At 35.9% G+C, this 12846-nt stretch carries 11 protein-coding genes; 2 read left to right on the forward strand and 9 right to left on the reverse strand.

The window, feature by feature from the left end; all coding sequences use genetic code 11:
* Positions 1 to 199 precede the first annotated feature (199 nt).
* From AC1DOS_RS12520 to AC1DOS_RS12545, 6 genes are all read right to left on the reverse strand, one after another.
* A complete protein-coding gene (locus AC1DOS_RS12520; protein ID WP_016427350.1) occupies positions 200 to 400 on the reverse strand; it encodes a cold-shock protein in 201 nt (66 codons plus the stop codon).
* A 192-nt stretch (positions 401 to 592) separates the two neighbouring features.
* Positions 593 to 1423: a type II pantothenate kinase gene (gene coaW / locus AC1DOS_RS12525; RefSeq protein ID WP_477537770.1), complete on the reverse strand. Its 831-nt coding sequence runs from the start codon at positions 1421 to 1423 to the stop codon at positions 593 to 595.
* Positions 1424 to 1477: 54 nt separating this feature from the next.
* The gene (locus AC1DOS_RS12530; RefSeq protein ID WP_477537771.1) at positions 1478 to 1930 is read right to left on the reverse strand and encodes an SRPBCC family protein; all 453 of its coding nucleotides are present in this window, start codon (positions 1928 to 1930) and stop codon (positions 1478 to 1480) included.
* A gap of 79 nt (positions 1931 to 2009) precedes the next feature.
* On the reverse strand, positions 2010 to 2933 hold the full coding sequence (locus tag AC1DOS_RS12535; RefSeq protein WP_477537772.1) for a hypothetical protein: 924 nt from the start codon (positions 2931 to 2933) through the stop codon (positions 2010 to 2012).
* Positions 2934 to 2998: 65 nt separating this feature from the next.
* On the reverse strand, positions 2999 to 5164 hold the full coding sequence (locus AC1DOS_RS12540; RefSeq protein WP_477537773.1) for an ATP-dependent helicase: 2166 nt from the start codon (positions 5162 to 5164) through the stop codon (positions 2999 to 3001).
* Positions 5165 to 5284: 120 nt separating this feature from the next.
* On the reverse strand, positions 5285 to 5743 hold the full coding sequence (locus AC1DOS_RS12545; RefSeq protein WP_477537774.1) for an SRPBCC domain-containing protein: 459 nt from the start codon (positions 5741 to 5743) through the stop codon (positions 5285 to 5287).
* Between the two features lie 79 nt (positions 5744 to 5822).
* Here AC1DOS_RS12545 and AC1DOS_RS12550 point away from each other — a divergent pair, with 79 nt between their 5' ends.
* Positions 5823 to 6722 (forward strand): diacylglycerol/lipid kinase family protein, encoded by a 900-nt coding sequence (locus tag AC1DOS_RS12550; RefSeq protein WP_477537775.1) that lies wholly within the window; start codon positions 5823 to 5825, stop codon positions 6720 to 6722.
* A 61-nt stretch (positions 6723 to 6783) separates the two neighbouring features.
* Here the strand turns inward: AC1DOS_RS12550 and AC1DOS_RS12555 are convergent, their stop codons facing one another.
* A complete protein-coding gene (locus AC1DOS_RS12555; protein WP_477537776.1) occupies positions 6784 to 8229 on the reverse strand; it encodes a DEAD/DEAH box helicase in 1446 nt (481 codons plus the stop codon).
* A gap of 212 nt (positions 8230 to 8441) precedes the next feature.
* On the opposite strand from AC1DOS_RS12555, the gene AC1DOS_RS12560 reads away from it, so the two are divergent.
* Positions 8442 to 8666: a DUF2187 family protein gene (locus AC1DOS_RS12560; RefSeq protein ID WP_108585823.1), complete on the forward strand. Its 225-nt coding sequence runs from the start codon at positions 8442 to 8444 to the stop codon at positions 8664 to 8666.
* An 87-nt stretch (positions 8667 to 8753) separates the two neighbouring features.
* Here AC1DOS_RS12560 and AC1DOS_RS12565 read toward each other — a convergent pair whose 3' ends face one another.
* Positions 8754 to 9566 (reverse strand): sulfurtransferase, encoded by an 813-nt coding sequence (locus tag AC1DOS_RS12565; protein WP_477537777.1) that lies wholly within the window; start codon positions 9564 to 9566, stop codon positions 8754 to 8756.
* Positions 9567 to 9570: 4 nt separating this feature from the next.
* The coding region (locus AC1DOS_RS12570; protein WP_477537778.1) for a dynamin family protein at positions 9571 to 12846 on the reverse strand (3276 nt) is incomplete at its 5' end.

The raw sequence follows: 12846 nt of genomic DNA on the forward strand, positions 1-12846 counted from the left end.
GCTCAACTTTTGCCATAGGAACTGTTGTCCGACTCCATGAGAATGGTTGAAAACGTTACTTAATTGGTCGGAAACACAATTTGAATGGTCGAAAAGTAATCTCCAAGTTTGAGGGTGTAGCTTTAATAAACTTATACTTTCTTATGCACAAAAAGACAGACTCTCAAAAGAGAGTCTGTCTATAGGTTAATTTTTAAAATTAAGCTTTGTTTACGTTAGTAGCTTGAAGACCGCGTTGGCCTTGCTCAATTTCAAAAGTAACTTCTTGACCTTCGTCAAGAGATTTGAAACCTTCGCTTTGAATAGCGCTGAAATGTACGAATACATCGTCTCCGCCGTCACGTTCGATAAATCCAAAACCTTTTTCTGAGTTAAACCATTTCACTTTACCTTGTTCCATATGTGTATATCCTCCTCGTGTACAATTGTACACATTGTGTTACTATCCTTGCTCAAATCGTGGAGATAAAATCTCTTACAAGTCTTTCTCTTATCCGAACAAAAATAATCCTCTATTAATGTAACATGAATCCCAGTTAAATGCAAATGAAAAGTTGGTGAATTTTTAGAAAAAACGGAATAATATTAAGAATTATTTTCCATCAATTTTGCTTAAAAGAGCGCCGATTGCACCACTATACCCATTATCCCTGAGAAATATTGGGGTTCGATTTTTTCGCTTCGTGTAATCCCCAATAATCTTTTGAAGCGGTTCGTTCTGAGCTAAAGTGGATCCAATATAAACAATATGCTCGAGGTCTTCAGTAAAAGCACATTGAATACTTAATGTCGAAATGACTTCTCCGACCATTCCTTGAACGGTTGCTAACACATCTTCTTTCGAACGTTCAATTAAGGGTCTCAGTCCTGCATCACCAAAATTACTCGCAGTTAATCCTCCATCAATAGGTGTTTTATTGCCAAAATAAATATCACTTACCAACATATCCACTTCTGATCGACTTCCTAAAGCAGAAAGTTCGACGATTTTATCGAATTGATGAATTCCAGTCATGAGTGCGGACATCCCGAGTAACGTGCCTCCACCAATACCGGTCCCAGCAATTCGTTCGTGTTCTGCCCCTTTGAGCGAATGAATGGATGTACCTGTTCCAATATTCGTAATGACTGCATCTGTAAATTGATGGTTATCTTTTTTTAATTGATAATTCACACCTGCAATTGTTGCATCGAATTCAACTAAATAATGAAGATTTTCATGAGAACGCAAAAATGTTTTTAACTGCTCTGCACGACCACCTGTTAAGCCGATTTGAATATCTTCTTTATATGAGGTAATCCAATCACTCACAATATGAAGATACGCTGATGGAAAATGCAATAATTTTAATTGATGATCTTTCTCAAAGAAAGCAACTTTGGTTAAAGTGCCACCTACATCTATACCTATAGCTTGTACCATGTTTATTCTCCTTTAAACACATGAAAAAGCGTCGCTTAAGGCGACGCTCAAAGTTTATGCGCGATTACTTTCAGCAACTTTTTTAACGCTTGCTACAAATTTGACAACCGTTTTTTCATTAGCAAATAACAAGAACAGATGAACGAACCATTTTAAAGCTTTGTTGGTCGCCGTGTAAGTTAAACGTGTTTTAGACGGCGAAATAGACTCCAATTCATATTTCGCTGTTATTTCAAAACAATTAGCCAAAACAAACTCTACTTTCATTTTTTTATGAGTAGGCGTATTTTCATATTCGGTTACATGCACATCATAAGCCTCAACACGTTTACCTTCACGATATTCTTGACGGTGAATACTCCCTACTACGTCTTCTGTTACAGTTATTGGAGTATTACTTACTACATTCGGCATAATTTGTTGCATCTTTTCTAAATCGCCGTCCACGTACTGCCATACTTCTTCAATAGGTACATCAATTTCAATTGATTTTGTCCATTGTTTCAAGTGCGGCACTTCCTCTCAAACTTCATATATTCAGTTTAGAGAAAACAATCAGTTTTAACAACAATTTATTTTGATTCTGCTATTTTCGATACACTTTTACAGTGTGCATACCCCATTGTTCTTCAAGCTCTCTCATATGAACTGTTTTCCATGGATTGAAGAAAGTTTGTCCATTTTTATTGAAGAAATAATGTTGATCGATATGAAAACTAGCATGTACAATTCTTTCTTGGTTGTCTCTCCAAACTAAAATATCATGCGGAAACATGGCGTCTTTCGAAAGTGGAGCTTCTTTATAACCTAGTTGCTTGAGCCCATTCATAAACGTCGTTGGATGAACCCATTCTTTAATAATCCAATCCAGTAACGTACCTGAAGAAATTGAAGCTGCAACGAATAAGGTTGAAGATAAGCAATTGGGACCGTGTTCATTTGGATACGCATTAACATATGTACTTGTCATACCTTCCGTAGGAACATAAGGATCAAATATTCCAGGCGTATCATAATCATAAGCAATTCGATTTAATAAATCTGATTTTAACGATTTTGGGAGTTGATTCCAAACCTCTTTTTGAATACCAATATATTGTCTATTATTTGAGACAAATTCATAAGGTAAAAGTAACGATTTTGCTGGTTCTCTTAAAATACCATCGAAATAGCGGCTTTCAAAAATTAGCCCTCGCCCTATTTCGTGTTGAATTGTTAAAATCTCTGTTTTTACTGAGTCTTTCAAGGAAGGAAATACCCGGTGCGGTAATACCACAACCGTTGTGATATCCTCTGCTAACGTCCAATATGTATAGCTACTTGCATATGAAATAGCCGCATACGTAGGATGATTCGAAAATTCTTCCTTAGAGAATAATAAACAATTGTGTCCAAATTCTTTGAGTAAGTGATGATCTTGTTCACGCAGAAAAAATATATCTTTTTCAGGAACAAATGATTCTTCCCATTTTTCGAGTTTACCTTGACTTAAGTTAATTCTTTTACTCAATTAAACCACCAACCTCTATAGATTCCTTCTTATACTAACAATAGTTCATGACGTTCATGTAACAATCACCTAACAATCGGATGTACTACTTTGAGTGGTATGTTTTTTGCTAATAGGCCTTTATCAATAATCATTTGAATGGAAAGCTCTTTTTGATTGTCCTCAAATTGAAGAATAGCACGATCACTTTTTATTCGAACGATGTGTCCTTCACCAAATTTGGTATGAACGATTGCTAAACCAGCAGTGAGCTCGCTGACTTGATATATAGTATTGGGATTCGCATGCTCTTTTTGGTAAATGGCTAATTCTTGTTGTTTTTTATTTTTCAACAGGATACTTCGAACTTCACTTACAAATCGGGATTCAGTCTTTTCTTTACCATCTTTTTCGGCATATGTTAATAATTCGAGATGAAGTCGAGCTCTTGTCATACCAACGTAAAATAAGCGCCTAGCTTCTTCAAGCTTTTCTGCATCGCGCGAATCTTCGTCGGAAGGTATCGTTCCATTATGACAATCAATCATATACACATGATCAAACTCTAAACCCTTTGCACTGTGGAAAGTCGAGAGCGTAACAGCTTTTGGATCTTTTATTTTTTTGGCTTTTTGTGTGAGGCTATCTAAATCTTTTAATCGTTTCGCAAATGCTTCCATTGTGGTATAAGGTTCTGCTATTTGTTCGAGTGTACTCAAGATGTCTAGTAAAACTTCAATGCGGAATCCGAATTTTTCAGCTCTATTTTGTAACATTTGTTCAAAACCAAGTTGCTCCCTAATTAGCTTGATTACAGTTTTAGGTCGTGAATTCTTTATTTGGTCGTATGCTTTTTCATATGCAAGTAAGGATTGAATTTGATAATCCTTTAATTGAACATGTCGAGATAGTAGTTGAAAGACATTACCATCCTCAATTATGCGCTCAAATTTCCGAATTTGATCATTTGATAAATACAAATTGAATTTGCGTGCAACCTTCAAGAAGACATCCTTTCGTTCTAAATTAAAACTTAGTCGCATGAAATTCAAGATATCTTCAACGACCCAGTGAGTAAAAAATCGTTGATCCACATCTTTCATATAAAATGGAATTCCTCTTCGTTCAAGTTCACTAATATAAAGGATGGCACTCGCATTATTACGAAATAATATCGCTGCACTTCCTGTATCTTTTAAATCTAGAAGTCCGTAAATGACATATCTCATTTGAGCTTGGTCATCATGCAATTGTTTTATTTCAATGTCTCGACTCTTGCTATTTTCGGTAAACATCTCTTTTTTGTATCGTTTTGTATTTCTTTTAATTAATTGATTAGCAACAGTAACAATATTTGGAGAGGAACGGTAGTTTTGTTCCATCTTCAATATTTTTGCTTGTGGATACGATTCCTTAAAGTTGAGCAAATATGATGGGTCTGCAGCTCGCCACGAATAGATGGTCTGATCATCATCTGCAACGACACATAAATTTTGATGAGATGACACTAGTTGTTCGACAATAGCATGCTGAAGTCGGGACGTGTCTTGGCTTTCATCCGTTAACACATAATCATACAAATTAGAAAATACGGCGTGAATGGTTTTGTCATTGGATAGGGCCTCATATGCAAGAACGAGTAAATCGTCAAAATCGAGCCAAATGTGAGCAGGATTTTGTGATTTAATTGCTTCATATTGAATGGTGATTTTTACAGCTTCTTTATTTGGAAGTGTCGCTTGCCCCCAGTCCGATTGAGGAACCATATAGTTTTTGATAAAACTTATGAAGTGCATCATTTCTTGTAATTGATCATCTGAACAGTCTTCTTTCAATGCTTGTTTATATAAATCCTTCAAAATTTGCGATTTCGTTGGGATATTTGAATTTGTTGTTCCTTCAATCAAAGTGAAAGCAATACCTTGACTCTTTAAATAGCGTGAAGCGACTGAAAAAGCCAAACTATGAATCGTCGAAAAATCAACTTGTCCTAATGATGGAAAGAATTGTTCGTACCGTGATTTCATATCATTTGCCGAAGCACGACTAAATGTGATTGCTTTTATTCGATTGGGAGCGATTCCTATTTCTTCGATTAAATAGCCAATCCTCATGATAARTGTAGTCGTTTTCCCAGAGCCAGGGCATGCCAATAATAACAGTGGTCCCTGAGTTTGGAGAACCGCTTTTTGTTGTACTTTATTCAAACGAACATTATGTTGGTCCGCTTGTCTGTTAAAGAAATCGTTCATATTAAAACTCCTTTTCAACAAAAAAATCGCTATCTTATAAAAGATAACGATTTAAAACATACTTATGAGTATAACAGAGCCTTTTTTGTGATGCTATTTGTTCAACAAAAATTTAGTCACTTAAGCTTTGATCGCTTGTAAAGGTTTACCAGTTTCTAAGTAACTTTTTAAATTACTTAAAATAGCAGGCCAACCGTTATTTAGCCCTGCGAATGTATCTGATGCTTCAGCAAAATCTGTCTCTACTAAATTCGAGTGAATTAAAGTAAGTTTTACTGTTCCTTCAAGTTGTTTGATTAAAAAAGTCACGATAGATGGTTGATTGCGTATCGAAGTATCTTCTGGAACAGTCCATGTGTAAGAGATTTTTTCATATGGTTTAAATTCTATCAAGTCACCAACAACATCTAACACATCAAGGTCTCTTAAAAAAGTAACTTTTTCACCAACTATCCAAGAAGAATGAAGTTTGCGACCAAAAAAATAGACTGCTGTATCTGAACTGGTTGTTAATGCTGTCCAGACACGCTCAGAAGTTGAAGCGATATACGTGTTATATTCATACGTTTTGTTTGACAATTTATTCACTCCTTGTGATATGTGATATAGTTAATTCAACTGATTTAATCCATATTATACTTCATAAGAAGGTGAAAATGTGCCGAGATTTATTCACGGAGTTCTTTTATTTAATGGACAAGCAGGTCAAGCTACTGCTGAACAAACTTTATCGCAAGTTGTACCAGTTATCGTAACTCATTGTCATCAATTAACCATTGTCCAGACGTTCTCAGCTGATGAATTTAAACACGCATGCATAGAAGCATCGTATGCGGATGTCTTATTTTTAATGGGCGGAGATGGCACGTTGCATACTGCGGTACAAGTATTAGAAAACGTGGATAAATTTCCGATTATAGGCTTACTACCTGGGGGAACTTGTAATGATTTCGCTAGAACATTAGGAATTCCGCTTTCGTTGAACGAAGCTGCACACCAAATCGTGAATGGCATGGTTCGGGAAATTGACATTGCACAGATTAATAATAGTTTATTTATGAATTTTGCTGGAATTGGCCTTATTACTGAGGCTTCCGAAAATATCAATCCGGATTTAAAAGACAGATACGGAAAGTTAAGCTATTTTATGAGTGCTTTGCAAACATTTAAACAAAGCGAACCTTTTCCGATTTATCTAGAAATTGATGGTATTTCTTATGAAGAGCACGCGGTCATGATACTCGTTATGAATGGAAAATCAATTGGTACCCATCGCTTCCCGCTCGAAGATATTGATCCGAGTGATGGAGTGTTGGATGTTTTATTAATTCAATCGTCCACCATGTTAGCTATTCGTGAATGGTTTTCACTCGCACAACCAGATGTAATACCGGATGATTTGACGAATGTAACACATTACACAGGTCAACATATTGTTATTCGTACAGATGAGCCGAAAAGTGTAGATACTGATGGAGAAATATATTTACAAACACCTATTGAGATTAAATTAAAAGCAAAATCGGTCCAATTTTTAGTCCCCATTGAAAACGAATAAAAACGCAGTTGCTTAAATAGCAGCTGCGTTTTTTATTTAACATTAAGTTTACATAATAATATTATTTATTTGCTATATGAACTTTTAATAATTTTCCTTTAATGGTTGTGTCTCTCATCTGTTTCAAGACAATCGCACCTTTACCATTTAGAATTTCCACGTAAGATACATTGTCTTGAATCTTGATAATCCCAATATCTTGAGCAGTTACGCCACTTAGTTTTGCTATAGTTCCAACAAAATCGACGGCACGTATTTTCTTTTTCTTCCCGCCGTTAAAATATAATTTGGTAATATTTTCGTTTAACTGTTCATTTTTATCTACTTTAAGCTCAGGCTGCTCTGTCATTTTTTGTTTAAATGCAGCTTTAGCTAGTACCACATCTTGTTTTGACGGAGCATCTTTTTGGTCAATATTAAAACCAATATATTTTTCAACGGCAGCCAGGAATTTGTCTTCGTAAGGAGTAACAAGAGTAATGGCTTTCCCTACTTCTCCAGCTCTTCCTGTACGACCTGTGCGGTGAACATAACTTTCTTTTTCAAGTGGCATATCATAATTGATGACATGTGAAATACGGTCAATGTCAATACCTCGGGCAGCAACATCAGTTGCAACCAAATAACGGAAATCTCCGCGTTTAAAATCATTCATGACATTAAAACGTTCATCTTGTTCCATTCCACCGTGGATTTTATCCACTGTATAGCCTTCGTCATCTAATAAGTCGACCAGTTTGTCTACATTATCTTTTGTACGGCAGAAAATGATACAACTGTCTGGATTTTCTACGATCGTAATGTCTTTTAGCAATGCATATTTCTCTGCTTCTTTCACAACATATACGGAGTGTTCAATTTGTTGATTTACGCTCTCCGTTTTTTCGATTTCAATATCCAAAGGATTATCCATGTATTTATGACAAAGCTTTTCCACATCTTTTGGAAGTGTCGCAGAAAACAGCATTGTTAAACGTTTTTTTGGTAAATGACTAATAATTGATTCAACAAGTTCGATAAAGCCCATGCTTAACATTTCATCGGCTTCATCAATAACTAAAATTTCAACTTTGCTTAAGTCTAATGTATTTCGTTCAATATGATCCATCACACGCCCGGGGGTGCCTACAACAACATGTGATTTTTGTTTTAACTCTGAACTTTGAAACGYGAAAGGCTGTTTCCCATAAATAGCCGTTGCTTTAATTCTTTTGAATCGGCCAAAACTCATGATGTCTTGCGATACTTGCATGGCTAATTCTCGTGTTGGTGTTAAAACCAATGCTTGAGGTTTATTTTCATCCCAATCAACTAGCTCACAAATTGGAATACCAAATGCAGCTGTTTTACCACTACCTGTTTGAGATTTAACAGATATATCTCTTTTCGTCAGTGCAATGGGAATAACTTTTTCTTGTACTTCTGTTGGTGCTGTAAATCCTAACCCTTTTAATGCACGAAGAATGTCGTATGAGATACCGAAATCTTTAAAATTTGTGTTTGTCATTTAGCTCTCCCTTTATATAAGAGTATTTCTACTCTTTATTGTTTCCTTAGTATACCAAGTAATTAGGCACGATAGATTAAAACAGAAAACTATGTTATAATAAAAAAATAATAACTTCATAATACGACAAATTTTTCAAGAGAATTATGTTAGCTCGTTTCGGGCATGACGAATTCGAATTGAGATACGTTGTATAGAAATGGGGAATTCAATTGACGTTTCAAAAACACGAAAAAATAGTATCAGAATTTGTACAAGCTCGTAGAATTAGAGAAAAAATCTCATTTGTTCGTCGTGATGTAGAAGTTGAAGCTACGATTTTCAAAATACTAGAAAATTCTTGTATTGTTGAAATTTCTCAAGAAGATGCCAAAAAAATTGGTGCCGCTTCAAACTTAACAGTAGTATCACATAAAAATTATAAAGTATTCACATAAAAACACGAAAACGAAGAGAATTTTTCTCTTCGTTTTTTGTTTATACATTTTAAAGCGAGGAATCCAAGACATTGGATTCCTCGCTTTTTAACTTTTTTCGACTGGATATTGTGTAATCCAGTCACTGTAACTCCCGACATATAACTTAACTTTCGGGTATCCTGCTTCTTTTAACATCGCATATAATGGAGCAGCTGTTACCCCGCTTCCGCAATAAACCGTAATTTCTTCATGTTTATCGACAACTGATTCGATTTCAGATAAGATATCCGGTATTTCTTTAAACTGATTTTCTTCTTTTAATAATTCCCAGTCCAAGTTTCGTGCTGATGGGATATGTCCAGCGACATTATCTATAGGCTCATGCTCACCAGCATATCTTGGAGCCGAACGAGCATCTAATAAAACACCTTGTTTACCATCTGATACTTCTTTAACTTGTTGACGAGTTGAGAAAATATCTTCGTTCCATTGAAGGTTTAAAGAAGACTTTGTATAACTAGGCTCAGCAGTCGTCACTTCAACCCTCAACTCAACTAATGCTTCATATCCTTCACGGACTAGCGTGACATTTGGAAACCCAGCATAACAAAACATCCAATATGCACGAGCAGCAAATGGCATACCACCTTGATCATAGATGACAATATGATCGCCATACTCGAATCCATGAGATTCAAAAAGTTCTTGCATGCTTTCTTTGTCTGGAAGTGGATGACGTCCTGATGTCTTGGTCATATCAGATAAGTCCTTTTCAAGATCTAAATAAACAGCCCCCCTAATATGTCCTTGTTCATACAAGTTTCTACCCACTTTGGCATCTTGTAACGAAAATCGCGTATCTACCCATCGAATAGGTGAACTTACTAATTCATTTGCTGATTTCCAAACTGTTCCCATCACGTCACTCTCCCTTAGACAATTTCTCGTAAACAACCTTCCACTCTTCTAATCGGCTAGTTTCTTGCATGGCTGAACGTTCAGAATCAATTTGACGAATTGATTCTTGAAGAATATGTTGTCGTAATCCTTCCCCTTCTAAATCAACCACATGTGTTGCCCAATCACGTAACCGTGTATTTTGTTGTGCTAAATAGGATTCGGCTTCAGGTTTAGTTGCTACTTGAAGAGCTTCCCGAAGCTTTTCTTTTTCGTTCTTTTCAAAGAAGGATTTATTGTTTTTGTAATAAGTCTTCACATGTACATAAGGGGCAGAGTTTGTTAAAGGCCCTTCAAATTCAAGTAATTTCGCTTCTGCCATTTCATAAGGAACAAATGAGAAACTACTATTCATTTCTTTTAATACATGGATGTCGTCTTTTTGACGATGTTGCAACGCTTTGCTAATCCATTGATTTAAGCGGAAATTGGTTACTCTCATTTCTTGTTCAAAATCAAAACTTAACATGGCAAGCGTTTCTTTCAAGGCATAATCAAGCGCTTCTTGAGAAGTTTTATTAGCAAACACAGAAGGGTTATAAGACTCTTTAAAGAAATCCGGGTACCTGTAATAGACGCGTTGTAAAACATAATACAACAGTTCGTCTAATTCTTGGAACGCATTTTTAGTAACTACCCCTGCCGCGGAACTGGTAAAGCGTTGACGTACTTTTTGTTCAAGCTGACGAAGTTCTTGTAAACGTTCTTCTTTACGTAATAAATTTGATTCAGTTTGTTTAATTAATCCCGACAAGCGTTCGATCGTTTTTTCAGTTTCTTCAGCTAAAGCTAATACAGCCATTGCTTTTAAATCTGCAGATAAGAAGTGTTGGAATGATTCTTCAAAAACAGTCATCCCTGATTCTAAGTTAATCGACTCTTCCTTTTCTTTTAACGCTTGTAGACTAGAGACACCATAAACACGTGGGTAGCGAATGCCAAATCTTTGCAGTTCATTGGTCACATAGTTTTTAACATCTTCTGCTTCCTCATCGTTGGTAGCTAGATCTATGGCATTTACAATAAAGAACATTTTGTCTAGTTCAAAGGCATCTTTCACACGCCYAAGTTGGATTAAGAATTCTCGGTCTGCTCTTGCAAATGCATGATTGTAATACGTAATAAAGAGAATTGCATCAGCATTTCGAATATAATCAAATGCTACACCCGTATGTCGTGCATTTATCGAGTCTGCTCCAGGCGTATCAACTAAAGTGACGCCCATTCTCGTTAATTCGCAATCATAATAAAAATCAATGGTGTCCACAAAACAACTTTTGTTTTCTTGAGCCACAAATTCTTCAAAGTCGCTACGACCGACTCGCAGAGTAGTACCTAACTGATTTTTGAATGTTGGATAACCTTCTTTAAATGCACGAATAAAAGCTTTGTGTACTTGTAAGCCTTCATTTTGCAATGGCATTTCATTTACGTCAGAAGCTGTTTTATACGCTTCATCTAATGAAGTCACTGTTAATCCAATAGCCTGAAATGAAAAGGCAACATCTGAAAAGAATTGATCATGCGTTTTCAATTTCACATCAGCCGTTTCATGAGGGTGATTTTCAGTTACTGGGCGTATTTTATTAATTGCTGCTGTCGTAGGATTAGGTGAGACCGGTAGAACATTTGCACCCATTAAGGCATTTGAAAATGATGATTTCCCAGCACTGAAAGCACCAAATAATGCAATCGTGAAATCTTGATTTTCTAGACGTTTTGATTTCGTTTGAAGATAGCGAGATACTTCGGAAAACCCTTGAATATGTTCGATTTGATTCGCAATATAGTTTGCTCGGGATATTGTCTCATTTAAAGCAACAACTTCGGTTTCAGGGCTGTCGTTTTGCACATCAACTGTGTTGTCTTCACTGTCATTTACTCGAATCATCGTGGGATCAAATGGGATCATTTGTTGTTCTTCCATAACTTGATTTTTAGCCCATTTCCCTACTAAATCACTAGAATCTTTAATAACGTGTTTAGAGGGCATGGACCATTCTTTTGTAAAATCATCTAGTTGTTTGATTAACTGCTCAAGCGATTCAATCGCTAATACTTTTTCTTGATACACCCTAGATTTAGAATCCGCTTGTCCAGATTCATCCTCTGGTAATTCATCAATCGCTTTTGCTTGTTCGTTTTTCCAACCATCAGTTTGTTGAATAAACCATTTTTTCGTTGCTTCTACTACACGGTTTGCAAAGTTTAATACCGAGTCCGCTGTAACTAAAGAACCTTTTTGTATTTGTTTATCAATTAATTGTAATGGTGGGTGAAATTCAATTGTATCAATCGTTAGTGACTGTTCATCGCTCAATAATCCAACATCTTTTATTGATTGTTTCATTAATGAACGCATATGCCCCGCAATTTGAGATTGAATAACGACATCGTATTCTTTTTCAACTTGTTGCCCACGAGCCATTCTTTCTTCTTCTGTTTTCTTCCCACTAAAAAATAATCCAACTTTAAAATTCTCCTGTTTCGCTTCAACATACGATTTCAACTTATCTCGAAGTTCATACGGCATCATGTTCGCATTATCAAGTAGTTTTTTTCGATTGAGTTCAAATGTATCAATCCAAGCTTTTGACGTGAGCAAAGTGAATTGTTTTTGATAAAGTTCAGCTGTTTTGCGCACTTCTTCTTTCGTCGCCCATTCTTCCTCTGATAACACACTAGAGAATGTTTCTTTACACTCTTCTTTTTCATCTTGCAAATATTCAAGATGTTCATCGTGTAATTTCTGTAAAGTATTATTGGATGACGTCACTAATTGTTGTTGCCAATTCGTCATGCTGTACATCACAATTTGTTGAACTTCCTCAAAATCATTGTACAAATGATTTTTGTCTTTTAATGAAGTGAAAAAGATTTTTTTTGGCACAACGCCCCATGCTTCAAATGAAGAGTGGACTGAGTCTTTAAATTGCTCAAAGGTCAACTCATTTTCACGGTGTTTATCGATTTGGTTCACGATTAAATACACATTGTCATTGTATTTCATCAGTTGCTTAGTAAAGCTAAAGTTCAATTCAGATTGAACATGATTGTAGTCCATCATATAAAAAACGATATCAGCTAAATGCAGGGATGATTCAGTCGACATCCGATGTGCATCATCCGTAGAATCAACACCTGGCGTATCCATAACAGTGATACCTTCAGGCAATACAGAAGATTCATGGCCGATTTCAATTTGTGAAACTGCATCCCCGTCTTTACAAAATTCTTTCAC

It is taken from the genome of Paenisporosarcina sp. P5_A11 (assembly GCF_056400705.1).

Excerpts from the sequence above, each read along its gene's own strand:
- coaW (WP_477537770.1), bottom strand. The coding sequence starts at position 1,423 with ATGGTACAAGCTATAGGTATAGATGTAGGTGGCACTTTAACCAAAGTT.
- AC1DOS_RS12520 (WP_016427350.1), bottom strand. The coding sequence starts at position 400 with ATGGAACAAGGTAAAGTGAAATGGTTTAACTCAGAAAAAGGTTTTGGA.
- AC1DOS_RS12565 (WP_477537777.1), bottom strand. The coding sequence starts at position 9,566 with ATGGGAACAGTTTGGAAATCAGCAAATGAATTAGTAAGTTCACCTATT.